The organism is Bacillus cereus group sp. Bce041, assembly GCF_052646455.1.
Map to the genome: position 1 here is coordinate 277,935 of NZ_JBQXON010000003.1, position 26,327 is coordinate 304,261.

Below are 26,327 nucleotides of genomic sequence, written 5' to 3' on the forward strand. Positions count from 1 at the left end.
AAAATAAAGTAACAAACTTCTCATCGATAAAAAAGCTCTTCACTCAATATTTTCTATATTTAAACACTTAGTTTCACAGTAATAGCCTTTGCCACCAACATAAACTTTTTCTATTTTATTCTTGCTATTGGTTGCTAATTTAACTAATATTTCGGAAGGCGAGTGTAAAGAATAACCTTGTTCAAATACATAGACTTCTTTTTGCAAATAGTGCTGTTCATAAAGATAGCAAGCTAATGCACCGTTTGAAGTTCCAGTCGCTGCTTCTTCATTAATGTCGTATAGTGGAGCAAAATTTCTGCATATAATTCGATTGTCATTAAAAGTATATAAATGCATCCCGACAACATTATAATACTTGCTGATTTCTTTAATTTTTTCAAAATTAGGTTGCAGTGCATGTAATTGTATTTCGCTTTTTATAGGAATTAAAATATCTTTTAAGCCAGTGGAGACAATTTGAATTGGGTATTTATTGTCTATATCTTTACTATCAAAACAGTCGATGAACTCGTTTGGAGATACAACATCATAGAATCTCGGTTTATTTTGTTCCATGAATATGATGTCATCTTTTATAGTGATAGTAAGAACACCGCTGTTCGTTTCAATCGTATAGCGATTCCTGAAAAGTTTATTTAAATGCATCAGTATCGCGAAAGAGCCAATTGTGGCATGACCACATAAATCAACTTCTTCTTTTGGAGTAAAATACTCAAATTTATAATCAGCAATTTCAGATTCTGATATAAATGCGGTTTCCGCATAACCCAGTTGTTTGGCTATTTCGATTTTTTGAGTAGTGGTCAATGTATTTGTATTCTCAATAAATACCACTCCTGCTTTATTTCCGCCTTTATGCTCCTTGCTAAATGCACTTGCAACATAAACAGATATTTTCATAAGACATCTTCCTCACTTATAGTAACTTATAGTATAGAAAGCACTACATATAAATTCCATTGGATAAATTATCCCTAAAATAAGAAACAAACTATTTTTAGCATTTGAACTCTCCAAAAATAGTTTGTCTACAGTCTGAAAGCTCTTCATTTGAAGAGCTTTTTTTATATTCGCTTCATCGAAATCGTTTCACGTATACTTTGTAAATTTTTTAGAGTTTCCTCTTGTCGCTGCAACGACAACCCTACATACAAAGTATCTAATAAGCTTAACTGTGCTAATCGTGATGAACTTGCTTCTGTGCGGAATTCAGTCTCACGTGTTGATGTATATAACGTTATATCAGCAAGTTGACTTAATGCTGATTTCTTATAGCTCGTAATCGCAATAATTTTGGCTCCTCTTGCTTTCGCTACTTCTAAAGCTTCAAGTAATCCTTTATTGCTACCAGAATGAGAAATACCAATAACAACTGAATTTTCTGAGAGTAAACCTGCTCCCATAATTTGAAAATGCGAATCAGTATGAGCGATACAAGAAATACCCGTTCTCATAAACTTATGATACGCATCCATTGCAATAATACCAGAGCCACCATTTCCATAAAACTCAATTCGACTTGCTTCTTGTAAGGCTCGTACAGCCTGCTCAAGTGCCGTTTCATTAAGCAAATGTAAAGTATCTTGCAGTCCTGTAATATGCGAATGAAAAACTTTTTTAGCAACAGTTACCATACTATCTTCTGCTGATACCTCTTCATGAATATTTTGCATCGGTGTATGTACAATTTCACGAGCTAATGTAATCTTTAAATCTTGAAAACCTTGCAAACCAAGGTGTTTACATAAGCGGAATATCGTAGCTTCGGAACTATTCGTAACTTCAGCTAATTCTGTAATAGATTTATGTACAACATCTTGTGGATGTTTCAAAATATGTTCGGCAATACTTCGCAATTTCGGTGATAAACCATTTAACGAAGCCTGAATCTTTCCAATCCCACTTCTTGTACCAGGCATAGCATATCCTCCCCTTCCATCGTAGCTTTATCCTGTAAAAACCGATTAGTTAAACTAATCATCAGTGGGGATGGTCCCCCACTGATTAGAGTTTCACTTTATTGTACCTAATTATCGAAAGAAGAAAAACCTATATTAGGGATTACTATAAATTTTAATTGCTCCTATGTATTCTGTCATACGATATAACAGAATTATTCATGCTTATGAATAATTCTCTCCATGTTTCACTGCGTATAATGCGGCTTGCGTACGATCATCCACTTCCAATTTAGCTAAAACGTTTGAAACGTGTGTTTTCACAGTTTGTTCTGTAATATGAAGTTCTGCTGCAATCTCCTTGTTGCTTCTTCCTTTCGCAATTTCGCGAAGTACCTCTTGCTCTCTTTTCGTTAACATTGAAAAAGGATTTTCTACTTCCTTCTTTACTGCAGAACGCCCCATTAATGCAGGTGTTACTTTCGGGTGAAAATTCGCATTTCCTTGATGTACTGCAATAATAGAAGCGACAAGTTGCTCAGGTTGTACTTCTTTTAATTGATAACCATCTGCTCCAGCTTCAAGTGCTGGTATAACATAATCTTGCTCTGAAAAACTACTTAATATAAGTACCTTTATTGTCTCATCATATTGCTTTAGACGTTTTGTTGCCTCAATTCCATCCATTTTCGGCATCGATACATCCATTAGTACGACATCTGGTCTTTCTTTTTGCATGAAATGTAATGCCTCTTCGCCATTTTCCGCTTCCCCAATAATTTCAAATTCTTCTCTCGTTTTCAAAAAGAATACAAGTCCTCTTCGAACGATATGATGGTCCTCAACTAGTAGCAGTTTAATCTTCAACCTTATTCTCCCCTTCAAATCGGCAATTGAATTTCTATTTTTGTACCCTTTTTCAGCTCTGTTATAATTTGAAACGATCCCTTCATTAACTGAATACGTTCCTTCATACTTTTCAGGCCAAGTGCTGATTCCCTTACTTGTTCTTGTATAAATCCTATTCCATTGTCTTCTATGTAAAAATGTAACTGGTTATTTTCTATTTTCAAAAGAATATGTACCTTTTCACACGAAGCATGCTTTTTACAATTATGTAGCGCCTCTTGGCTAATACGCCATAAAACTTCTTCTATTTCATCCCCAATTGAAACCATCCCATCAATTCGAACTTCCACTTGAACTCCTAATAACTTCCCGTAATTTTGAATTGCTTCTGCTAATCCTTTCTCCAATCCTTCAGGTCTTAATTGCCAAATTAATAGCGTCATCTCTTGTAATGCTTCTTGTGATAATTCCCCAATATAACTTAACATCTCTTGCAATTCTCTATCTTGCGTCATATTCAGAGTACCTTTCGCTGTTAGCATAATAGAAAATAACAATTGTTTTACTGAATCATGTAAATCACGTGCAAGTCGATTTCTTTCCGCTACCACTACATATTTACGTTCTTTCTCAACTAATTGAATACGTTGTATTGTCGTTCCAATTTGAAATGCAATTGATTCTAATAATGCTAACTCTTCCTCAGAAAAATGAGTCTTATGAGGTGCAGCCACATTTAGTAGACCAAATTTTTCTGATCCAGACCTAAGCGGAATTGTCGCATGATGTGTAACATCTTCTGTCTCTCCCCAATTACATTCAATTGCATCTTCTATTCGCTTACATTCAATAATATTAGTCGCTTTTTCCAATCTCCCATTCACAAAACGTTCTACACACCAACAGTTTCCTTCACACATCGGCTTCTTCTTTTGCCACGTAAGAGCCTCTGGTAAATTTTCGTCTACAAGCATGCTGTGCTTTCCACTTTTATCAATAAAGAATATCCACCCTGTTTGTAAATTCATTACTTGTAACAATGTATGCAACACTTTTTCTAACATATCCTGTAAGTTTGTTGCTTCATTTAATAATTCAGCAATTTCTTTTAATGCTTCTAAACGACGCATCTCTTTTTCTTCAAAGTTCATTCTCATCACCAACTACAATTATAACATTAAAAAATTTCTAAATTCTATAAATAAAAAAAGAACCGAATTCCTTCAGCCCTTTCTTTATATCAATCATTTTATTATTGTTATTCTATCCAATGTTGGAAGCAGAATTTTTGTTAACAAACGATTCTACTTTAGCTGTCCGATAAAGATTGTCCACCATGGATATGCTGTAAACCTTCAGTAGTAACAACCATATTCGCTGCTGGCATTTGCACTTGATTCTTATGGAACATAGACATTAATTCAAATCTTACTTGTCTAGAAGTTTCAAAATAATCTTCTGGCTTTATTAAACCTGTAATACAAAATTCATAGCCAACATATTTCAAGTTAGGATTTAAGTCTGTAACACCGACGTATTTAAATGGTTCAACAGCCTCATCCTCTACTCTATAAAGAGTTTGATTCAATTCTTCATTGCATATAACACATACTTCTTCTAACAATTCCTTCACTCTTGTTGGATCTTCCTGATAACTTACCGTGATGCGTTCAATTACACGCATCCATCCTTTATTAAAATTTTGTATCGTTCTAATCTCTCCGTGCGGGATGGTAAGTAGTTTTCCTGACCATTCACGAATTTGCATAAAACGAATACTAATCTCTTCAATAGTTCCTGAATTTGTTCCGTTAAAAGTTACAAAATCACCAACCCGAAACTCTTTGTCCGCTAATCTTGCAAAGCCTAATATAACATCTTTTAGCATCTGTTGTGCAGCAAAACCGATGACAACTCCAGCTATCCCTGCACCTGCAATAATACTTTTTATATCTACAAATTGGCTAATTAAATATATGATAAGACTGATGATAATGATATATCTAAAAATAGATCGAATTACACTTTGAATCGTCTGCTCTACCTCTTCATCAAAAAAGCTTGATTTCCTAAAAAACCAATCAATAATACGGTTTATTACAAAAGAAATAATGATTAAAACTAAAGCAAATAGTAAAAATCTTAAAAGTAAAAACTCTCTTACATAATTAAAAAATTCTTCAGTATACGTTAATAAGCTCATTTAACCACTTCCTTACTAATTAAAAAATTCATAATCGCCTAAGTTTGTTCCAGAAAAATCTATTATCCTAATCTAAAATGCCACTATCCTTACTATGTATTTTGACTCTATTACTAATTCACCTTAAACAGTATGTCTAGGTGTTCTTTTTCCTTTCCCTTTAAATATACCCTTTTTAATAACCTAAGGGGGAGCGAATCGTGAAATTTTTTTATACGTTAAAACTTTATTCATCTCATTACGATTTCAACTCATTTATTCATTAACTACGTAAAAAAAGAGCTGAATTTATCAGCTCTTTTATTCAATATTAATTGTTGTCTTACTACTTTTTTCTTCTTTCAATTTTGGCAATTCAATTGTCAGTACGCCATCTTTATAATTTGCTTTAACATTTTCTTCCTCAACTTGTTTAAAATTAAAGCGTCGAGTTACAGAACCTATAGAACGTTCTTTACGAATATATGTGCCATTCTCATTTTTTTCATCTACTTCATTATGATTCGTTGCTTGGATCGTTAATATATCTTGTTCAAAATCAACTTGAATGTTTTCTTTTTGAAAACCTGGTAAATCTGCTTTCACAGTATATTTACCAGATTGCTCATGAACATCTACTTTAAAAGTATCCATGTTCAGTGGCTTAAAGAAAGCATCTGTCATCCCTTCTAATAAAGAAGGCCCAAAATCAAAAATGCCATTTTGACGTTTTGTTATCTCTGGAAATAAATTACGCATATTTTTTCCTCCTTATTATTTATGAATGAAAGATTATCTCTTTCTGCCTTTATTATAACATTTGGTCAAAAAAGGTCAAAGTTTTTGTTTGACCTTTTTTGATGTATATTTTACAAAATAAAACAAATAAGTTATATGTCATCTCTCCCCTTATAAAGAGGAATATATTTACATAATAACGAATAGTTTATTTGCTCTTATTTTTTCTTACGGAGGTTACATACAATGGGATATATTGAAGAACTTAGAAAAGTTGTCGGATCAAGACCACTCAATCTAGCAGGAGTTGCTGTAGCTGTTTTCAATGAACATGGACAAATAAAAGAGACCTTTTTTAAAGGCCTCTTTTTTCACTTCACTTCTGCATGTAAGCATGACTTAAAATGTCCAAGTGCATATTCATGCCCTTGTGCATTAAAAGATGCAACCGCCTTTTCATAAACAACAATTTTAAACCCTTTATTATAAGCATCTACTGCTGTATGAAGAACACAAATATCAGTACAAACACCTACAAGATGAACTTCTTCTATTCCTCTTTCTCTTAGCTTCATCTCTAAATCCGTTCCAGCAAACGCACTGTATCGCGTTTTGTCCATATAATATACATTCTCTGCATTTTTATATGTTTCGTACACATCTTGTAATTCACCAAACAAATCTCTTCCACTTGTACCAGCTATATTATGAGGTGGGAATAACTTTGATTCTGGATGATATACATCATTTTCTTCATGTTTATCAATAGCAAAGACAACGTAATCTCCATTTTCAATATATTGCTTCGTTATATGTACAATTTCCTTCTCAATTTCCTGTCCTGGTTTCCCGCAAGTTAAAGCACCCTTTTCCGCTACAAAATCATATGTATAATCAATATTAATAAGAGCTCGTTTCATAACCACTATCTCTCCTTCTTCTGTTTCACAGTAAACAATAGAAAATTTGTTATTACGACATCGTATGTACTATTCGACATTTCAAATGAAATACCTACATTTTTCTTCTGAAACTTACCTTAGTCCGAGTTTATCATATAATAGATAAACAATGGTAAAACAAATAGCTCCTATTAACAAGTCATGAATTTGATAATTGAGCGTTATTTGCATAAACTCTTGTATCGTAAACCAAATTACTGCCATCATTAGGCTAATCAAAATGATACGAATACACCGATTCACGTATTCAACCTCTTTCTCTGTCATAGTAGTAACAAGTGATTACTTCCTATTTAATCGTATTAGAAAATGAAATAAGTTATTCACTCTTGCCCACTTTAGTCCAAACAAAAAAGCACACTACTTTTTGAGTAATGTACTTTTTATTCTTATTAAGACGCAGGTTTTGTCTCAAATGTTGCTTGATTAAAACTAATAACCTTTCCTTTCGGGTCATTGTTTTCATACTGAACTGCAGTAATTGTATGACTACCTGTTTCCAGCGTTTTTTCTTTTAACTGCACTGTTGTCTGCGTTGTACTAGTTACTTGATGTTTATCTGTATATATTTGATCTACAAATACGAATGTTTCTTTATCACTTTGAAAATTAGAAAGTTCTAATTCAACTTGCTGAATTAACGTATCCTTTTTGATGAATACAGTCGGTATATTGCCGTTTTCAGAAGTACCATCTGGAGTAATAACTTTTACTTTCCCTTCTCCAATTGACATTGCTCCTTCAGGAAATACAACCATATTCTCATCACTTGCGTTTACAACTTGTTCTTCCTGTTTTGATTGCGCGTCCTCTTTTTCCTGTGGAGCACCGCAACCAACTAATAACAATACAGACAATCCAGTGATTATGAATTTTTTCAAAATTCATCCCCCCTGTAACTTCATTATAATTTATTATACAAAAATAACTTTTAAATTTTGAGACTACTTTCAACACTTTCATGAACAAATAGAATCTTGCTCACGATTAATGTATCATACTTTCCTTAATAGAACATTAATTTTTTTTATGAAATAAATAGTAATTTCCTCTTATCTATCATTTTAGCCCAACATATGAATTACATACCCTCAAAAATAAAAAGACATTGTTAATTCAATGTCTTTTCTATACAGCAATTAAAAAACAAACGTTGTAATCTCATCTACTTCTTTTCTTGGAAGTTTCTTCGGTTTATCTTTCGGAAATCCGAGTGAAATAACCATATTTATTTGTTTTTCAGGCTCAACTTGTAAATATTGGCGCAGTTCATCTTGAGCTAGCAATACTGGCCCCGTCATTGGACAAGTACCAAGTCCCTTTGCATGTGCAGCTAACATTAAGTTTTGTGCCGCTAAACAGCTACTCTTAATGCCTTCTTCCTCCCAAACTGAATTTGGAACAAAAGCAATTGGATCAAATATCTTTTCACGGAACTTTGATTCATATGGTGTTGCCAAACATACGATTAATACTGGTGCCTCCGAGAAAGCTGTTGCATATGGTCCGAAAGAACGTGTAAGTAATTTCCCTGCTTTCTCTTCTCCATTTTCTGCTGCTTTTGCCGCAAGTTTATGTAATGCATCCCACGTCATTTGTTCAATTTCTTTAATCTTCTCTCGATTCATGATAACTAAGAATTCCCACGTTTGTGAATTCGTATCACTTGGTGCGTAACGAGCACAATCAATTATTTCTTTTATATCATTAGTAGATACTTCTTGATCTGTAAACTTTCTAACACTTCGTCTTCCGTGAATTACTTCTTTAAAATCTTCATAATTCATATATTAAATCCCCTTTTTACAGCGTTTTCAAAACTTGTCCTATGCTTGAATTATATCATGAAAAAAAGCCGGAAGAATACCAGCTTTTTTCTTCATGATTAATTTGTCACTTTAAACAAACGAATACTCTCTTCGTATGCAGCTTGTAGTTTTTTCGTAATTGGTCCTCTTTCACCAGCCCCGAACTGTTCATCACCAATTTGAACGACTGGGAATATTTCAAGTGGCGTCGCTGTAAAGAAGCACTCCTCAGCGTCATATACTTCTTGTAATGAAAACTCTCGTTCCTCTACATCGATATGTAACTCTTTCGCTAATGTAATTACATAGTGACGTGTAATACCATGTAAAATGAAATGATCCGCTGGATGTGTAATCAACTTATTATTCTTCACGATAAAGAAATTGGAATGACACCCTTCAGTCACAATACCATCTCGTACTAATATTGCTTCTTGATACCCTTGTTCATTTATTTTGTTTTTGATCATGATATTAGGAAGCAAATTTAAAGATTTTATATGGCAAAACTTCCACCTGATGTCCTCTTCTACTGTCACCTTAATCCCTGCCTCCATTGAAGCAACTGGTCTTGGGAACGAAACAAGATTTGCAAAATATGTCGGTTGTAAATCTGATTCATATACATGATTGCGCGGTTGTGCACCTCTTGATATTTGTAAATATACATTCCCATCTTCTTGAAATTGATTTTTTTCAATCATTTGATATAACTCTTCTACTAATTCTTCCTTCGTAAATGGTGGAATTAGTTTTATTTCTGCCATAGAGTTAAAGAATCGTTCCAAATGTAAATCTAATAAATGAGGCTTGCCATCGTATAGTCTAAATACTTCATAAATCCCATCACCAAATTGGAAGCCTCTCTCTTCTAATGCTACCATCGGCTGTTCTTCTTTCGTATTAATCATTCTCCCATTAAACAAGATCCAATCTTTATGAGGAGCTTTCATTCTTCCCCACTCCTTTATCACATGATTGATTTTATTGTACAACTTATGACACCCTGAAAGAAGGAATTTTCTGTATTTTCACAAACTAAAAATACATCACTTCGTAAAAGTGATGTATTTTATCATTTATTTAAGGAAATATTTTTCAATATCATCTAACATAAGGTTCGCAGCTTTAATACCGCCTGCTGTATTCCAGATTACCTCATCCACTTGGAATACTTTATTATTTTTAGAAGCCTGTAGTTGCTTAAAGAGTGGATCTTCTGTCCATTCCTTCGCTAACGAATTTCCTTCATTATTCTTATCTGCATCTTTATCAGACGTGAAATAGAATAAGTAGTCTCCGTCCATATTTGGAATCTGCTCTTTTGTAATTCCTTTTATCGCAAAATCATCTTTATCTTGTAATGGTGGTCGTTTAAATCCAATATCATTTAAAACAACGCCCGAGAATGAGTTTTTTTGATAAATACGAACATCACCTGGCACGAAACGAATAATAGAAACTTTAGAATTCAATTTATCGCCTAACTTCTCTTTCATTCCTTCAATGCGTTTTTTATAATCATCAAGAGCTTTTTGCCCTTCTTTTTCTTTATTTACAGCTTTTGTATAAAGTGTAAAGTTTTCTTTCCAATCACCGCGTAATGTTTCTGCATAAACAGTTGGTGCGATTTCTTTTAGCTGATCATATATTTTTTCATGACGCATTTTATTTCCGATAATTAAATCTGGCTTAAGCTTCATTACAGCCTCTAAATTAATATCACGTTCAGTTCCTACAACTTCCGTGTTTTTTAACTCTTTCGCTAAATGAGGATACCATTCATCACCAGCACGTGGTTTCGTAGTCCCCACTGGCGTTACGCCCACAGCTAGGAGAGCCTCTGCGCCTTCATTTGTTAAAACAACAACTTTTTTAGGTGTACCATTTACTGTCGTTTCACCCATTGCATGCTTTACCGTATATGAATCTTTTGCTTTCGCTGATATATTATTTTCTTTTTTCTCTTCTTTACTACATCCTGCAATTACAACCATGAGTATCATAATGCAGAACATAATTAGTTTTTTAGTATGTATCATATGTCCTCCCTAGATGAAATCGATTATCATTAACATTTAAAGATTAATGTATCTTACATACATTGTCAATGTATATCAGAAAACTTTTTTAATATATACTATTTAGATTCTATCCGCTTTTCTAATGTTTCTTTTTAAAACATAGTGCATAAGTATGAAAAAAATGTTGTTATTAAAATGCGTACCCTTGTTATACATAACAAGGATACGCATCCATATTGCACTATCATTTCAATTCCTAATATTGAGTATACTTAATATACGCTGAGTCATTATATACCCACTGATTTCCCCCAAGGTTTAACCAACCATTTTCATTTATATATACTAAATAAGATTCTGGAGAATTTAATTGGCGGATAACTGCAGATGTAGTTGATGGACCACTTCTTAAATTTACATCCATCCCTTGTATATATGCAACCCCAATCGGGCTTCCATCACTATTGCTTGTCTTTACAAAATTAATGTAAGAAGGATCATTATACACCCATTGTCCATTCCCCAAATCTAGCCATCCATTACTTTCTTGATATACAACGTAAGATTCTGGAGAATTTAATTGACGAATAACTGAGGAAGAAGTTGATGGACCATTTCTTAAATTTACATTTTTCCCAAGAACATAAGCGATTCCCTTCGTTTGAGGTGTCGGTTGTGGGTTAGGAGGTTGTGGATTTGGAGTTACTCCAAAAATAGCTGCTATTCCATTTGCATACGCTTGACTTAGATCTTCAATAAATTGTGGATTTTTTAATAAATTTGCATCAAAAGCTGTATCAATAAAAGCAGTCTCAGTTAAAATTGCATCCATTGCGGTTTCTCTTAATACCGCATAATTTTCTTTTTTTGCTCCTCGATCACGAAGACCATATTTTGTTAATACAGGATTGACAGCTGTATGCATTTTTTGTTGCTTTGCATATGCAGTGCTGCTATTGGATAACGCATTATAAATATAACTTTCAAAACCTGTACCCCCGCCGCTATTAATATGAAATGAAATAAAATAATCCGCACTGAAAGCATTAGCAATATTAGCACGTTCAGATAAAGAAATAAACACATCACTATCACGTGTCATTTTAATTGTAATTGGGTAATTTACCGTTAAAATGTCTCGAACGCGTCTAGCAATTTGAAGTGTTAAGTTTTTTTCTACTAAACCATTACCAACAGCACCAGAATCATATCCACCGTGCCCTGCGTCTATAACAAGTTTCATTTTATTGCCCCGCCCCTTTCTTGTAATATGTTTGCATTTCTACTCGTCCTATTTTATGTGAAATGTACAAATTCTGTTACAATTGCAAATAAAAAAACCGCCTTATGTAAGGCGGTTTCTATCATCTTGCTTTAACCAATTTAAAATAAATATATACGATTGATAGTGAACATAACGTATGCAAAATAAAATAAATAAAAGTGCTATTCCAACACCACTATAAAGTAAACCGAACTTTAAAAAAACATTTACAAGTGGTGGAAAGTTTATTAGATTTTGTAATGTACTAAGCATACAAAACATAATGAAAAAGACAGGGACGTATTGTAATTCATACGGCTTTTTTTTCTTAATCATTCTTTTCCGAATGATTATATGACATAATTCTGCTACTATAAAGCACCCTCCAATTAATACAAGACCAGAAGTCATCGTCATACATCCACCTGCCTTATATTTATTGTATCGCATAAATAATCATCGTTATATTTTCTTTACATACTCTTCATCTTCTGAAGTAAAACCAAAACTCTCTATGAAAGACTTCGCCTTTTCTGTTAATTTCTCTTGTAGCACTTTTATTTCTTTCACATTTCTTTGTTTCATCATTTCTTCAAATGTAAAATACGTATTTGTACCATAACCGTAACCTTGGTAATCAAAATGAATAATTAGCTGTGATAAAACAGCCCGTTCCTCTTGTACACTATAATCTATTACACCAATATATGTATCATCAACTTTCACACAGTACTGTACCTTTTTCTCACCTAAACTATGCGATTTAAACATTTCTTTAACAACGCTTTCATTTTCTACAGTAACTTTCTCAAACGTAATCATATGTTGTCCATCCTTTTACTATTATTGTATCAATAATACTTCCTATTTATGAAAAAAACCTTAAGACCGTATGCGATCTTAAGGTTTTTCTAATTAAACTAAGCTATACGCACGTTTTGTTTCTTCATGGAACTTATTCGTATCGTATTTATGCTCAACATAAATTTGGTGCCATACCATAAACGCAAGTACAGTCCAAATTTTACGGCTATAATCGCCTTTATCTGCACAATGTGCTTCCAGTAAGTTTAATACATACTGTTTGTCGATTAAATGCTCTGTCTTACTTTCGTTTATAATATTTATAGCCCAATCATGCATTTCGTCTTTTAACCAGTGACGAATTGGTACTGGGAATCCAAGTTTTTTACGATCTAATACGTGATCTGGAACGATTCCGCGTGCTGCTTCACGTAAAATAGCTTTCGTAGTTCCGTTAGCAATCTTAAATTCAGTTGGAATTTTAGATGCAACATCGAATACTTCTTTATCTAAGAACGGTACACGAAGTTCTAATGAGTTTGCCATTGTCATTTTATCAGCTTTTAATAAAATGTCACCGCGTAACCATGTGAACATGTCAATGTACTGCATTTTACTTACATCATCATAATCTTTAATCTCGTTATACAATGGTTTCGTGATATCCATATAGTTAACACTTTCATTGTAATACTTCATTAATTCAGCTTTTTCTTCTTCACGGAAGATTTTAGCATTTCCATAGTAACGCTCTTCAATTGGTGTACATCCACGCTCTAGGAAGCTCTTACCTTTAAATCCTTCTTTAAGAGCACCACTTAATGCTTTTAGAACGCTCTTACCTGGACTAGGAATGTAAGAGAACATTTTTAGTGAGTTTGGCTCACGGTAAATGTTATAACCACCAAATAGCTCGTCTGCGCCTTCACCAGAAAGAACAACTGTTACATGTTTACGTGCTTCTTTCGCAACGAAGTACAATGGTACAGCTGCTGGATCAGCTAAAGGATCATCCATATGCCAAATGATTTTTGGGAACTCATCCATAAATTCTTTCGCTGAAATGAATACGTTATGGTTTTTAACGCCTAATTTCTCAGCAGTTTCTTTCGCAACATCAACTTCACTGAAACCACGTTGCTCAAAACCAACAGAGAATGTTAAAAGATTTGGATTCATTTCTCTTGCGATAGAAGCGATGATAGATGAATCGATACCACCAGATAAGAATGAACCTACTGGTACATCACTACGCATATGCACTTTTACTGAATCATATAACACATCACGAATTGCTTGGATATGCTCCTCTTTCGTTGCACTTGAAGCGTTGAAATAAGGTTTCCAGTAGCGATGGATTTCCATCTCTTTACCGATTTCTTTTACGAAATAATGACCAGGCTCGATTTTATTAACATCAATTGTTAAAGTTTCTGGCTCTGGACCATATTGGTACGTAAAGTAATGTTGTAGTGACGTTGGATTAACGCCTTTATCTTCCATCACATGCATAATACTTTTCTTCTCAGATGCGAAGAATGTAGTATCACCTTGTTGTGCGATGTATAAAGGTTTAATACCGAAGTGATCACGTGCACCGAAAAGTTTCTTTTCTTCACGATCCCAAATCATAAATGCAAACATACCACGAAGGTAATCTACACATTTTTCTTTCATATGTGCATACAATGCAATGATAACTTCTGTATCAGATTGCGTTGCAAACGTTGCACCTTTTTCAAGTAACATTTCACGTAATTCTACATAGTTGTAAATTTCACCATTAAAAATAATTACATATCGATCATTTTCATAAGTTAGCGGCTGATGTCCTGCCTCTAAGTCAATGATGCTTAAACGGCGGAAGCCAAATTGTACATGTTCATCACGAAAATATCCTTCGTCATCTGGACCACGGTGGAAAATCATCGTGTTCATATTTTCAAATTGATGTTTTTCTGTTTCTGAAAACTCTCTAGGGTTTTCACATAAACATCCTACAAAACCACACATACTTCTTACCCTCTTTCAGTTTTCATTCTGTCTCTATACTACTATATCAACCCTATTTATACTAGCATAATCAACTGAATATGGCGACCAAAAACTATAAAAAAATCACTCCATTTCACATTTTTAACAATTTTTTATGAAAACATGAAAACTAGGCACTCACCTTTCTCCGCTTTTGTCATATGATATTGCAAATTGATTTCTAGGAGGGAATACCATGAGTGAAGAAAAAAAAGATTCTTCTCGCCCACCGGTTCGTAATTACTTAAAGCAAATTGATGATTTCTTCGAGCAAACACCTCTTCGCAATGTAATCGCTGATTTAAATCATTTTTTCCAAAAAGGAAACCGTTTATTAACATTCCCTGTAGATTTATATGAAGTTGGTGAAGAACTCGTTGTTACAGCTGAACTACCAGGTATACAAAAAGAACAAATCCAAATTGAAATACAAAGTGAATACTTAAAAGTCTCTGTAAAAGAAGAGATACTTGAAGAGGAAGAAGAACAAACATCCCATAACTATTATCGCCGAGAACGTTCCATTTCAGAAACATCAAGATTGATTAAATTGCCGTATTCAATTAATAAAAAAGCGGCAAAAGCTTCTTATCAAAACGGAGTATTAGAAATTCGGGCGCCGAAACTTCCCCAGCAACATGACATTTTATCGATAGACTAATGCAAAAAAATAAGGGTGCTATGCACCCTTATTTTCAACCCACTAATCGCTTCATATCACGTATAATGTCTTCGTATGGCGTATTACTAATGCCACTATACTTTTTCATTACTTTTCCGTTTTGATCAATTAAATAAAATGATGTACCATGCATGACCTGACCGTTCTCCGGCTTATCTACAAGTGATTGGAAATTATCTTTTGAAAACTTTGTAATATCTTCTAACGAATACCCCGTTAATAAATTCCAGTTACTAGTATCCTCTGTAAACTTTTGAATAAAAGCTTTCAGATTTTCTGGCTTATCAAGGTCTGGATCTACACTAAATGAAACAAACTGAACGTCTAATTTCTCTTCTTTTGCCATCTTTTGAAGCTTGGCCATATTTGCAGTCATTGGTGGACAAACTGTCTGACAATTTGTGAACATAAAATCTGCAACCCAAACTTTCCCTTTTAAATCTTTTGTACCAAATTGCTTTCCATCTTGATTTGTAAATTGGAAGGTTTCTAAATCCCAATTTAATGGTTTACGAAGCTTTGAACCTGATTCACTACATCCAGCAAGTACAAAGAGACAAAATACAACCATAAGACCAATTATTTTTTGATAACGCTTCATTTATAAACCTCTTTTCTCTATCCTAAATTTAAATAGGTTATGTTTATAATAACAAAAGTTAACACTACGAGAAAATTGTTTACTACATTTGTTCACGAAATCGTACGAATTTACGTATGTTACTTTTTTATTTCAAGCGAATTACTAGACAAAATATATTTTTTTACTATTCTTTCTATAAATAAAAGTGATAAAACTAATTTTTATTGTTACTTTTGTAAATACCTCTCCCTATTTTTTAACAATTCCTTAAACATTAATCCATGTTTTACACTGTATTCCTTAACAACATTTCGGTACAATACAAATACAACGATTTTAAATGAGGTGATGTTCATGGCAAAGCGCTATGAAAATATGGATAATGTTAGTACAAAAAAATCAATTCGCTCTTTTTTACGCTGGCGTAAAGAACGAAAGCAAAACAAAAAAGATTTTTCTTTCTTAGTAGAACAATCACCCGTTAAACAAAGTGCATTTTTGCAAAGTAATGTTGAAAAAACGACTATCACATGGATTGGGCATTCCACTTTTCTTATCCAAACGAATGGACTTAATATATTAACAGATCCAGTATGGGCTAATAAATTAAAGCTAGTTCCAAGACTTACAGAACCTGGACTCTCTATAGAAGCACTACCTAAAATTGATATTGTCCTTATTTCACATGGTCATTATGATCATTTAGATTTTTCAACTCTTCGTCAGTTGAATGATGATGTTCTATATCTTGTACCTATTGGATTAAAAAAATTATTTACTCGTAAGAAATTTAAACATGTAGAAGAGTATAAATGGTGGGAAAGTACGATAATTAACGAAGTTTCTTTTCACTTCGTACCCTCTCAGCACTGGACGAGAAGATTCTTATTTGATATGAATACGTCTCACTGGGGTGGATGGATTATTGATAATGAAACGACTATGGAAACCATATATTTTTGTGGTGACAGTGGCTATTTCCAAGGTTTCAAAGAAATTGGTGAACGCTTTTTAATTGATATTGCTCTTATGCCCATTGGCGCTTATGAACCAGAATGGTTTATGAAAGTATCTCATGTTTCACCTGAAGAGGCCGTGCAAGCTTATTTAGATTTAAACGCTACGCATTTTATACCAATGCATTACGGAGCTTTTGCACTCGCCGATGAAACACCTCGTGAAGCAATAACTAGACTTCGAAATAATTGGAATTTGCGCATGTTACCGTGGGAACAACTGCATGTACTCTTTTTAGGTCAAACTTTTATTTATAGTAACGCAACAAATAATAAGCAAATAAACGAAAAAATTGAAACTTTACATGTGTAACGTAATGACTGATTTTCTATATCCAACATATAATATAGAAAATCCTATAGTGAAACTTTAATTAGTGGGTTTTCTTCATCCCCACTGATTATTTGCCTTCACCAATCAAGCTTTTACGGGCAGCCCGCTACCTAACCTCTTTGCTCCAGCTAAATTTGAGGTAGAGAGTTTTACTGTCCGCAAATAGCGGGATAAAGGGTGTTTTCTATGAATGAATATTTACAGACTCGCTATATCATTAGCGGTAGTGCCTGTGTAGCTCTTCTTATTTCTTACTTTCTATTTACATAAAAAAGCTACTTGAAATATATTTTCAAGTAGCTTTTTTATTACTCTGCTAAATACATAAATCCGATTGCGCCCGGACCTGTATGAGTACTAATAATAGGCGTTGTATAGAAAATTTCTGATTGAGCAAATCCACTCACTTTTTCAACCGCCGCTTTCATACTTTCAGCTAAAGGAATTGCTTTCGCATGCGGAATTGCAACAGCTTTTACGACTTTTCCAGCCGTATCTTGCTCAAATAACTTAGCTAATGTTTTTACAATTTGGCCTTGGCTACGAACTTTCGTTACAGGATTATAAACACCGTCTTCAAGACTAGCAATTGGCTTTATATTAAGTAGCGAACCGATAAACGCTTTTCCTTTACCGATACGTCCACCCTTCACTAAGTTTTCTAATGTATCCACTACTACATATAAACGAGTATTCTTTCTTACTTCATCTACACGTTTTAAAATTTCTTCTAGTGAGCGTCCGTCATTTGCCATTTTTGCAGCTTCAATTACTTGATATGCTAAAGCATGTGTAATAAATTGAGAATCAACAACTGTTACTTTTGTATCAGTCATTGATGCAGCGCTATTTGCAGTTGCTACAGTACCGCTCATTCCACTTGTCATATGGATAGAAAGGACTTCGCTTCCATCTTCCCCTAGCTTGTCATACATTTCTACAAATGTACCCATAGCTGGTTGTGATGTTTTTGGTAATTCCTCTGATTTAATCATTTCTTCAATAAATTCGTCAGGTTGTAAATCAACGCGATCTAAATATGTTTGTCCATTTACAGAGATTGATAATGGTAAAACATGAATGTCATACTTTTCGATTACGTCTTGTGATAAATCTGCCGTTGAATCTGTTACAATTTTAATTTTTTGCATACTATACTTCTTCCCTTTCCAATACGCTCTCCTTGTTATTATACTAGTATTCCCATTGCTTTCAACAATTTGGAACGAAATTTCATCAAATTAATTATATTTTCATATCTAAAAAGAAAAAGACAGAGTTTACTAACCCTGTCCGTACTTCGTATCATGCATTTTTTTCAAGGGTATTTGTTTTATATACATTTAAATAATCATTCCACTTCAAACAATTTTGTAAATATTCACGGAAAGAATACGAAAATCTTGGGTGCTTTTGTTTTTGAATTTTTGCAATAAATAATTGAAGACGAGACTGAATTAGAAACGATAATGGATGCTGTGCCTGTAGGACAGGGATTTCGAATATTTTAATGCAATCCCCTGTTGAATGAGTGAAATAAAAACTTTTCGTAATCACAATATCAATCCTCTTTTTCATTGGATTTTTGAACTTCCTCTACTTTGCGCTGTAACACGTTGTTTAAAGTGGAGTAAAATCAGACTTATATGATTTCTGTAGTCCTTATGGCTAGAAGATTTATACTCTATTCATCTCCACCTAATTCACCTTCCCGTCCTAAATATCTCTGAGACGGGAATCTCATTATCCATCAATTGTTTAATACATTTAGTATAAGCTTATAAAAGCGCAAAGTTTGTCTAAATTTTGGAGATTCTATAATTTTTTTCTTCTATATATTGTATACGTTTATAGCTATAGTATAACAAATAAATAAAAAAGTGCCTTTATAACGAGGCACTTTTCGACTGCATTTCTTCTCTTTTCTTTTTCCTCTTACTAACAACCTTTGATAACGCAATACTTACTTCATAAATACAAATAAGCGGCACTGCAACTAAACTATGAGATAAAAAGTCTGGCGGTGATATACAAGATGCAATGATAATTAATGCTACGTAAGCATACCTTCTTATTTTTATTAAAAATTCCGCCGTAAGTATTCCAATACTAGTTAAAAACATTACAACGACTGGCAATTCAAAAATCACAGCAAATGGAACTGTTAAATTAAGTACAAAATGAAAATACTTTTCTGTCGTAAACATCGTATTAAACATTTCATTACCTATCGTAGTTAAAAAGTGAAATAGAAACGGCATTACAATAAAGTATCCAAAACATAAACCTGCAATAAATAATATAGACAATACCGGTATATACATTATTGTCATCTTTTGTTCATTTGGATGTAAACCCGGTTTTACAAATAACCAAATTTGTATAGCAGCAAAAGGAATTGTACAAACGATAGCAAATACTGTAGCAATCGAGAAAAAAATCCACAATACATCACTTGGACCGAGAACAGTTAATTTCATTGGTAAATCTTTTACAAGCCAAAAATAAATATCCTTTGTAAAAGTAAATCCAATAATTAAAAATAGTACAAAGGATAACACCGTATATATTACTCTTTTTCGAAGCTCAACAATATGTTCTACTACGCTCATTTCCCGATTTTCCATCTCGTTCACCACACTTTATTTATCCATTACAAGGAAAATACACTACATTTTTTCTTTCTTTTCCTTTTCTTGAAATGCGTCATCTGTCAATTCTTTCGTTGATTTTTTAAACTCTTTTAACGTTTCCCCTAAAGCCTTCCCGATTTCCGGCAATTTTTTAGGTCCAAATAAAATGAGTACTGCTACTAAAATTAAAATTAACCCTGGAAAGCCAATATTTGAAAACATTTCCCCATCCCCTTTATTAGTAGTTTCCTTGTCCTACTATTACATAATTTTATTTTGTCAAAAAAGTTTGAAAACGTCAACAAATCCATTGTCTTTTATCAAAAAAATTCAAAAATATAATCAATTATACAAATTTCATTTTCTATTGCTCTTGTGTATGATATGGTAAGGGAAATGACATATTATTTTATGATAGTAGAAAGGATTTGCATTATGACTGAAAAAATGACACGAATGACCCAATTTGTAAAAGAAGAAATTGCAAATGCAATTACACATGGTATCGGTGCCATTTTAAGCATCCCTGCCTTAATCATATTGATTATTCATGCTTCTAAGCACGGTACCGCATCAGCCGTAGTTGCATTTACTGTTTATGGTGTAAGCATGTTCTTACTGTACTTGTTTTCAACATTGCTACATAGCATTCATCATCCTAAAGTAGAAAAAATATTTACTATTTTAGATCATTCAGCCATTTACTTATTGATTGCTGGCACGTATACTCCTTTTCTACTTATTACACTTCGTGGCCCATTAGGATGGACGTTGCTTGCTATAATATGGACACTAGCAATCGGAGGTATCGTCTTCAAAATTTTCTTTGTACGTCGCTTTATAAAGGCTTCAACTTTATGTTACATCATTATGGGATGGCTCATAATCGTTGCTATTAAACCACTTTATGAAAATCTAACTGGACATGGTTTTTCACTACTTTTAGCAGGTGGAATTTTATATTCTGTCGGAGCTATATTCTTCCTTTGGGAAAAGCTACCTTTCAACCATGCCATATGGCACCTGTTCGTTTTAGGTGGTAGTGCGATGATGTTCTTCTGTGTACTCTTTTATGTCTTACCTACAGCATAATAAAAAAGGATTCAGCTTACTATAAGCCGAATCCTTTTTTATTACTTATGTAATTGTGAGGCAATAACTTCCTGTGTATGCTTCGTTAATTCTTTAATATCCATATTCGCATAATCTTCAGGTGTAATCGGCTTAGAAATTGTTACTGTTGCATGAGCTGGCTTCATACGATTTCCATTCGCTTCAAACATCTTATATGTACCATCTAACGTTACAGGTAAAATTGCTACACCTGACTTTACTGCCAGATGAAAACTACCAGCCTTAAACTCTCCAACTTCGCCACCCTTACTTCTCGTTCCTTCAGGGAAAATTACGATAGAATGTCCATTCTTTAATAGTTCAATTCCATCTTTAATCGCTTGAAGAGATTGACGACGATCGCTACGATCCATAAATACACAATTCATCAGTTCCATCCAAGTTGGTACAACTGGGAACTTTTTAATCTCTGCTTTTGAAACGAATCCAATTGGTTTATTTAAGTAACCTAGTAAAACAGGGATATCCATATTACTTTGGTGATTACTTACAACTAGTACTGGCTTGTCTTTCGGAACATTTTCAAGTCCTTTCACTTCTACTGCCCCTCCAGCTACACGTACCATTTTCTTACCAAACCAATTTGTCGTTTTATACACAGCATTGTCTTTTTCTTTTGGCGCCATCGTATTTACTTGTCTTTTAAGACGCCACATTCTCGGTGTAATCGCAATTACGATTAAAATTAAATAAAAGATTTTAAAAAACGTTTGAATCATACAGAACCCCCACCTATTATCATTCCGACCTTCATTATACTAGACAAACGAAGGAAAAAGAAGAAAAAAAGTCCAAACAGCAAGTGTTCGGACTTTTTAAGCATTCTATATTAGAAACGTTTTGCTAATTCACGAGCATTAGCAATTGCTGCTTCTTTAATTTCTTGTGCTTTTTCAGGGTTTGCATTCATACCTTCAACTGCAATATATTCAGTATCATTTACACCGACAAATCCTAATACAGTCTTTAAGTGATTGCGACCGAAGTCTACAGCTGCGTATGCTCCTTCAGAATATACGCCACCTGTTGCTTGAATGTGAAGCGCTTTTTTACCTTCTAATAAGCCGACTGGACCATTTTCAGTATATTTGAATGTTTTACCTGCGATTGCTACGTTATCTAAGTATGCTTTTACTACTGGTGGATAGCTAAAGTTCCACATTGGAGTTACGAATACATAACGATCTGCATTCATAAATGTTTCTAAGTTTGTGTTCATTGCTGCTACTTTTTGTTGTTGAACTTCAGTTAAAGCTTCAAAGCCTTCACCTGCTGCAAATTTACCCCAAGCAGCAAATACATCTGCATCAATTGCTGGTACTGTAGTGTTGAATAAATCAATTGTTACAACTTCGTCTTGTGGATGTTCGTTTTTATAAGCTTCGATGAAAGCTTCCCCTACTGCCATTCCGAAAGAACCTTCTGCTGAATTTGGATTTGCTGTAATAAATAGTACTTTTGTCATTGTATTCTCTCCCTTTTTTATCTTTATCTTTAATTCAAGATTTGTTTTTCAAAAGTTAATAACTTACCTTATGTAAGTATAATATAAAAAGTTTTAATCAATGTCAATAAAAAATAGCTACTTTTTTTTCGTAAGTTAATGATTTACTTTGTTTCCTTAAAATTCAGTATACAGATATTAAGAACTCTTTCATATAAAAAGGCTACCTCTACAACTTATAGAGATAGCCTACTATTACATATTATTTTTGAAATACATGTTTTACTTTTTCAGCTGGAATATTACTTCCACCTCTACCTTTTACATCTTCAATCATCATTGTAATGACCATATCTGGGGAATTTAAATCAAATGCAGCGAACCAACCTAGTTCTTTTCCTTCGGCCTCTTTTGATACTTTTAATTCCGCTGTACCTGTTTTTCCAGCAAGAGTCATGCCATCAATTTTAGCAATTTTCCCTGTACCATCTGGATCATTAATTACTTTCGTCATTGCAGTTTTTAATATATCCTGATTTCCTTTAGAAATTACATTTTCTTTCCAAGCTTTTGGTTGTTTATCTGTTTTAATAATATACGGTGACGGAATCGTTCCATCATTTACAATTGGCGCATACGTTAAAGCTAAATGAAGAGGAGTCATTAATACTTGTCCTTGTCCATATCCCGTATCTGCCATTTGAATATCATTTTTAATGCCGTCATTTGCAATTTTAGAAGCAGGGAATCCATATTCAATTGGTAGTTTCTCATCGAATCCGAATTTTTTTGCTTCACTCATAAACTTGTCTTTTCCGATTTTCAAAGCTTCTTGTGCGAAGTAAATATTATCCGAGTATTTCATCGCCTTATCAAGATCAATCGGATTTGCATCTTTCACACGCGTTACATAGTAATTACCCCAAGAAGAATCTTTTGTCCATTTTAATCCTTCAATTTTCAACTCTTCTTTTGGATCAATCGTTTTCGTTTCAAGACCAATTGCAGCTGTAATAGGTTTAAATACAGAACCTGGTACCGACAATTGTGTAAAGCGATTTGTCATTGGTTTTTTCGGATCATTATTCCAAGCTTCGCGTTGTGCCTTCGATGTCCCTCGTGCAATTATATTAGGATCATATGCTGGACTACTTACTAGTGCAATTGTTTCTCCACTTTTCGGATTAATTGCTGCACTTGAACCAGCTTCGCCCTTCATTTCATTATACGTTTTTTCTTGAACAGCACTATCAATAGTTAAAGTTACATTTTCTCCATCAACAGCATCTGTTTTTGCCAAGTTTTTAATTTCTTTTCCTTGCGCATCTTCTACAAAGACACGGCCACCTTTTTTACCGCGTAACTTTTCCTCTAATACTTGCTCTAAACCAGCTTTACCAACTGGGTCATCAGCTTGATAGCCTTTCTTTTGTAGCGTTTTTAAATCTTCAGCATTTACCTTTCCAATATAACCAGTCAGATGAGCTGCCGCTTCCCCTAACGGATATGTACGAACATTTACAGGTTTTGTTGAAACACCTGGTAAATCAATGTACGTATTTTGTGTTGCCCCTTCAGGCAAAATTCCAATTGGTACGAGATACCCTGGTTTTACCCATTTAGCAGCTAATTTTTGATCAATTTCTTCTACAGACATATTTAATAACTTCGCTACTGTTTCTTTCGTTTGCGGAGCAGTATCGCCTAACTTTTCAGGAATCAATCCGATTTCAGAAGCTTTCCCATTCGTTGCAAGACCTTTTCCATTACGATCGTATATTTCACCACGTTTTGGCTGTGTTGTCTGCATACGCACTTTACTATCTTTCGTCATGCCTGGGAAAATAAAATCAGGAGTCCAATCTATTTTCCAAGATTCTTTATCTCCATCTTTTTCTTTCACCATTTTTGCTTCATGACCAAATGTAATTTTACCACCAACTGTATCCATGCTTACTTTAAAAGGAACAGGACCTTCATCTTTTTTATCTTCTTTTACTTCCCCTGTTTCTACCTTTAAGTCTTTCACTTCGATACCAGAATAAATTTTTTCATATTTCTCAGTAAACTCTTTCTTTGAAATATCTTTTTTTGCATTTTTTGATAGTTGATCATACATATCTGCAAATTTTTGTTTATTCCACGCTTTTACATATGTATCAAACGCTTCTTGTGGTTTTTCTTCTTTACCACATCCAACTAACATGAATGTTAAGCAAAGAAAAAGAATCCCCCATATCTTTCTCAATCGATTCTCCTCCTCTTTCTATATTAGTACTTTTGAAAATTTTAGCATTTTTACATGCTACCTATCATTATAGCACTATCGAATCTCATCTATAAACTTATATTAGTGAATATAAATAAAAAGATTGATGCGAATTCTCACATCAATCTTTTTATTATTGTTGTTTCTCATATACATGGTAATAATACGTATACGGGTTTTTTTCATCCGTTAAACCTTTTTCTACAAAAATCTCTTTCCAATTTGTCATATCTATTTCTGGGAAGAATGTATCTCCTTCAAATGCATGATGGATTTTTGTTATATATAACTTGTCTACATAAGGTAAAAAGAGATCGTAAATTTGCGCTCCACCAAAAATAAAAATCTCTTCTTCATTTTTACATAGTTCGAACACTTCTTCTACAGAATGAACAACTTCACAGCCTTCAACATGATACCCTTCATTACGAGTTACAATAATATTACGTCTTCCAGGCAGTGGTCTACCAATCGCTTCATAGTTCTTTCTTCCCATAATAAGCGGGTGACCCATCGTTGTTTTCTTCACGTATTGTAATTCACTCGGTAAACGCCAAGGTAAATTATTATCTTTACCAATTACTCTATTTTCGTCCATAGCGACCATAAATGAAACAATCATTTTTTCATCTCCTCTACAATTATACTGCAACCGGTGCTTTAATTGCTGGATGCGGATCGTATCCTTCAATCGTTAAATCTTCCATTTCAAAATCGAAAACAGATTTCACATCTGGATTTAATGTAAGTTTCGGGAATGGACGTGGTTCACGTGCCAATTGCTTTTCTACTTGTTCAAAATGATTTGTATAAATGTGTGCATCACCAATTGTATGAACAAATTCTCCCACTTCAAGTCCGCATTCATGTGCAATTAAATGTGTTAGTAATGAGTAACTTGCAATGTTAAATGGAATTCCAAGGAATATGTCACCACTTCTTTGATATAACTGACAAGAAAGCTTTCCATCTGCTACATAAAACTGGAATAGCGTATGACAAGGCGGTAAGGCCATACTTGGTACATCTTCTGGATTCCATGCAGAAACGATTAAACGACGTGAGTCTGGTGTTTTTTTAATCATTTCAATTACATCTTTTAATTGATCAAGTGTCTCACCAGCTGTCGTTTTCCAAGCACGCCACTGTTTACCGTAAACGTCTCCTAAATAACCATATTTATTTGAGAACTCATCATCTTCTAAAACGTTCTTTTTAAACAATTCCATTTGCTCGTCGTACTGTACTTTAAATTCTTCATCTTGTTGTGAGCGAAGACCAAAATCAGTCATGTCAGGACCAGTATACTCATCACTTTCTACCCAGCTCTTAAAAGCCCATTCATTCCAAATGTTATTATTATGCTGCAATAAATAGCGAATATTTGTATCACCTTTCATAAACCAAAGCAGTTCACTTGCTACAAGGCGAAACGGTACTCTCTTTGTTGTTAATAAAGGAAAACCTTTACTTAGATCAAAACGCATTTGATATCCAAATACAGATACAGTGCCTGTCCCTGTACGGTCTTCTTTCTTCGTACCATGTTCCATTACATGGCGGCATAAATTTAAGTATTCATTTTCAGCATGTTTCATATGTAGGAAAACCTTCTTTCAATCGTATATGCAATTTATCATAACATGAAAAATGATAAATTTAATAA

The 26,327-nt window shown here is 33.7% G+C and carries 29 protein-coding genes and 1 pseudogene; 4 read left to right on the forward strand and 26 right to left on the reverse strand.

Features of this window, described 5'->3' with window-relative positions; translation table 11 throughout:
• Positions 1-39: 39 nt before the first annotated feature.
• The 6 genes from ACUN13_RS12945 to ACUN13_RS12970 form a co-directional block, all read right to left on the reverse strand.
• Positions 40-903, reverse strand: coding sequence for a PhzF family phenazine biosynthesis protein (locus ACUN13_RS12945; RefSeq protein ID WP_000704345.1), 864 nt, complete (start codon positions 901-903; stop codon positions 40-42).
• Positions 904-1,067: 164 nt separating this feature from the next.
• Positions 1,068-1,922: a MurR/RpiR family transcriptional regulator gene (locus ACUN13_RS12950; RefSeq protein WP_001119642.1), complete on the reverse strand. Its 855-nt coding sequence runs from the start codon at positions 1,920-1,922 to the stop codon at positions 1,068-1,070.
• A gap of 204 nt (positions 1,923-2,126) precedes the next feature.
• Positions 2,127-2,768, reverse strand: coding sequence for a two-component system response regulator CasR (gene casR / locus ACUN13_RS12955; protein ID WP_000694623.1), 642 nt, complete (start codon positions 2,766-2,768; stop codon positions 2,127-2,129).
• 14 nt (positions 2,769-2,782) lie between these two features.
• Positions 2,783-3,880 carry a two-component system sensor histidine kinase CasK gene (casK, locus tag ACUN13_RS12960; protein WP_198287529.1) on the reverse strand — a complete coding sequence of 366 codons (1,098 nt, stop codon included), beginning with the start codon at positions 3,878-3,880 and terminating at the stop codon, positions 2,783-2,785.
• Positions 3,881-4,059: 179 nt separating this feature from the next.
• Positions 4,060-4,953, reverse strand: coding sequence for a mechanosensitive ion channel family protein (locus tag ACUN13_RS12965; RefSeq protein ID WP_000055427.1), 894 nt, complete (start codon positions 4,951-4,953; stop codon positions 4,060-4,062).
• A gap of 300 nt (positions 4,954-5,253) precedes the next feature.
• The gene (locus ACUN13_RS12970; protein ID WP_001245055.1) at positions 5,254-5,691 is read right to left on the reverse strand and encodes an Hsp20/alpha crystallin family protein; all 438 of its coding nucleotides are present in this window, start codon (positions 5,689-5,691) and stop codon (positions 5,254-5,256) included.
• Between the two features lie 225 nt (positions 5,692-5,916).
• Here ACUN13_RS12970 and ACUN13_RS12975 point away from each other — a divergent pair.
• Positions 5,917-6,012 (forward strand): annotated as a pseudogene (locus tag ACUN13_RS12975) (DNA mismatch repair protein MutT); the annotation flags it as partial.
• Between the two features lie 29 nt (positions 6,013-6,041).
• Here the strand turns inward: ACUN13_RS12975 and ACUN13_RS12980 are convergent.
• The 10 genes from ACUN13_RS12980 to asnB form a co-directional block, all read right to left on the reverse strand.
• Positions 6,042-6,590 carry a cysteine hydrolase family protein gene (locus ACUN13_RS12980; RefSeq protein WP_000816763.1) on the reverse strand — a complete coding sequence of 183 codons (549 nt, stop codon included), beginning with the start codon at positions 6,588-6,590 and terminating at the stop codon, positions 6,042-6,044.
• Positions 6,591-6,704: 114 nt separating this feature from the next.
• Positions 6,705-6,899, reverse strand: coding sequence for a hypothetical protein (locus tag ACUN13_RS12985; RefSeq protein ID WP_017674122.1), 195 nt, complete (start codon positions 6,897-6,899; stop codon positions 6,705-6,707).
• Positions 6,900-7,024: 125 nt separating this feature from the next.
• On the reverse strand, positions 7,025-7,513 hold the full coding sequence (locus tag ACUN13_RS12990; protein ID WP_409532307.1) for a hypothetical protein: 489 nt from the start codon (positions 7,511-7,513) through the stop codon (positions 7,025-7,027).
• A gap of 258 nt (positions 7,514-7,771) precedes the next feature.
• Positions 7,772-8,419 carry a nitroreductase family protein gene (locus ACUN13_RS12995; protein ID WP_001105288.1) on the reverse strand — a complete coding sequence of 216 codons (648 nt, stop codon included), beginning with the start codon at positions 8,417-8,419 and terminating at the stop codon, positions 7,772-7,774.
• Positions 8,420-8,517: 98 nt separating this feature from the next.
• Positions 8,518-9,393: a D-amino-acid transaminase gene (gene dat / locus ACUN13_RS13000; protein WP_445423814.1), complete on the reverse strand. Its 876-nt coding sequence runs from the start codon at positions 9,391-9,393 to the stop codon at positions 8,518-8,520.
• A gap of 126 nt (positions 9,394-9,519) precedes the next feature.
• Entirely contained in the window at positions 9,520-10,482 is a 963-nt protein-coding gene (locus tag ACUN13_RS13005) for an ABC transporter substrate-binding protein (protein WP_000581989.1), read from the reverse strand.
• 238 nt (positions 10,483-10,720) lie between these two features.
• Positions 10,721-11,707: an N-acetylmuramoyl-L-alanine amidase gene (locus ACUN13_RS13010; protein WP_409532305.1), complete on the reverse strand. Its 987-nt coding sequence runs from the start codon at positions 11,705-11,707 to the stop codon at positions 10,721-10,723.
• A gap of 102 nt (positions 11,708-11,809) precedes the next feature.
• The gene (locus ACUN13_RS13015) at positions 11,810-12,139 is read right to left on the reverse strand and encodes a hypothetical protein (protein WP_000200455.1); all 330 of its coding nucleotides are present in this window, start codon (positions 12,137-12,139) and stop codon (positions 11,810-11,812) included.
• A gap of 51 nt (positions 12,140-12,190) precedes the next feature.
• Positions 12,191-12,550 carry a GNAT family N-acetyltransferase gene (locus tag ACUN13_RS13020; protein ID WP_000627523.1) on the reverse strand — a complete coding sequence of 120 codons (360 nt, stop codon included), beginning with the start codon at positions 12,548-12,550 and terminating at the stop codon, positions 12,191-12,193.
• 93 nt (positions 12,551-12,643) lie between these two features.
• On the reverse strand, positions 12,644-14,545 hold the full coding sequence (gene asnB, locus ACUN13_RS13025) for an asparagine synthase (glutamine-hydrolyzing) (protein ID WP_000333816.1): 1,902 nt from the start codon (positions 14,543-14,545) through the stop codon (positions 12,644-12,646).
• 217 nt (positions 14,546-14,762) lie between these two features.
• On the opposite strand from asnB, the gene ACUN13_RS13030 reads away from it, so the two are divergent.
• Positions 14,763-15,227 (forward strand): Hsp20/alpha crystallin family protein, encoded by a 465-nt coding sequence (locus ACUN13_RS13030; protein WP_409532304.1) that lies wholly within the window; start codon positions 14,763-14,765, stop codon positions 15,225-15,227.
• A gap of 34 nt (positions 15,228-15,261) precedes the next feature.
• On the opposite strand, the gene ACUN13_RS13035 is transcribed toward ACUN13_RS13030, so the two are convergent.
• Positions 15,262-15,849 carry an SCO family protein gene (locus ACUN13_RS13035; RefSeq protein ID WP_000833335.1) on the reverse strand — a complete coding sequence of 196 codons (588 nt, stop codon included), beginning with the start codon at positions 15,847-15,849 and terminating at the stop codon, positions 15,262-15,264.
• 336 nt (positions 15,850-16,185) lie between these two features.
• Between ACUN13_RS13035 and ACUN13_RS13040 the strand changes: the two genes are divergently transcribed.
• Positions 16,186-17,160 carry an MBL fold metallo-hydrolase gene (locus ACUN13_RS13040; protein WP_001129633.1) on the forward strand — a complete coding sequence of 325 codons (975 nt, stop codon included), beginning with the start codon at positions 16,186-16,188 and terminating at the stop codon, positions 17,158-17,160.
• Positions 17,161-17,489: 329 nt separating this feature from the next.
• On the opposite strand, the gene ACUN13_RS13045 is transcribed toward ACUN13_RS13040, so the two are convergent.
• The 4 genes from ACUN13_RS13045 to ACUN13_RS13060 all read right to left on the reverse strand — a co-directional run bounded on the left by ACUN13_RS13045 (position 17,490) and on the right by ACUN13_RS13060 (position 20,036).
• Positions 17,490-18,332: a DegV family protein gene (locus ACUN13_RS13045; protein ID WP_001169470.1), complete on the reverse strand. Its 843-nt coding sequence runs from the start codon at positions 18,330-18,332 to the stop codon at positions 17,490-17,492.
• A 154-nt stretch (positions 18,333-18,486) separates the two neighbouring features.
• Positions 18,487-18,738, reverse strand: a complete 252-nt coding sequence (locus ACUN13_RS13050) for a DUF2535 family protein (protein WP_000629012.1) — start codon at positions 18,736-18,738, stop codon at positions 18,487-18,489.
• Positions 18,739-19,067: 329 nt separating this feature from the next.
• On the reverse strand, positions 19,068-19,808 hold the full coding sequence (tatC, locus tag ACUN13_RS13055; protein WP_000431523.1) for a twin-arginine translocase subunit TatC: 741 nt from the start codon (positions 19,806-19,808) through the stop codon (positions 19,068-19,070).
• Positions 19,809-19,850: 42 nt separating this feature from the next.
• A complete protein-coding gene (locus ACUN13_RS13060) occupies positions 19,851-20,036 on the reverse strand; it encodes a twin-arginine translocase TatA/TatE family subunit (RefSeq protein ID WP_000492443.1) in 186 nt (61 codons plus the stop codon).
• A 213-nt stretch (positions 20,037-20,249) separates the two neighbouring features.
• Between ACUN13_RS13060 and trhA the strand changes: the two genes are divergently transcribed.
• A complete protein-coding gene (trhA, locus tag ACUN13_RS13065) occupies positions 20,250-20,906 on the forward strand; it encodes a PAQR family membrane homeostasis protein TrhA (protein ID WP_000136889.1) in 657 nt (218 codons plus the stop codon).
• Between the two features lie 41 nt (positions 20,907-20,947).
• Here the strand turns inward: trhA and ACUN13_RS13070 are convergent, their stop codons facing one another.
• The 5 genes from ACUN13_RS13070 to ACUN13_RS13090 form a co-directional block, all read right to left on the reverse strand.
• Entirely contained in the window at positions 20,948-21,667 is a 720-nt protein-coding gene (locus ACUN13_RS13070) for a lysophospholipid acyltransferase family protein (protein ID WP_000616577.1), read from the reverse strand.
• Between the two features lie 110 nt (positions 21,668-21,777).
• Positions 21,778-22,413 carry an FMN-dependent NADH-azoreductase gene (locus tag ACUN13_RS13075; protein ID WP_000170025.1) on the reverse strand — a complete coding sequence of 212 codons (636 nt, stop codon included), beginning with the start codon at positions 22,411-22,413 and terminating at the stop codon, positions 21,778-21,780.
• Between the two features lie 241 nt (positions 22,414-22,654).
• Complete coding sequence (pbpC, locus tag ACUN13_RS13080; protein WP_001227243.1) at positions 22,655-24,640, reverse strand: penicillin-binding protein 3; 1,986 nt, start codon at positions 24,638-24,640, stop codon at positions 22,655-22,657.
• Positions 24,641-24,794: 154 nt separating this feature from the next.
• Complete coding sequence (locus ACUN13_RS13085) at positions 24,795-25,283, reverse strand: dihydrofolate reductase (RefSeq protein ID WP_000637205.1); 489 nt, start codon at positions 25,281-25,283, stop codon at positions 24,795-24,797.
• Between the two features lie 19 nt (positions 25,284-25,302).
• Positions 25,303-26,259 (reverse strand): thymidylate synthase, encoded by a 957-nt coding sequence (locus ACUN13_RS13090; protein ID WP_000679609.1) that lies wholly within the window; start codon positions 26,257-26,259, stop codon positions 25,303-25,305.
• Positions 26,260-26,327 lie beyond the last annotated feature (68 nt).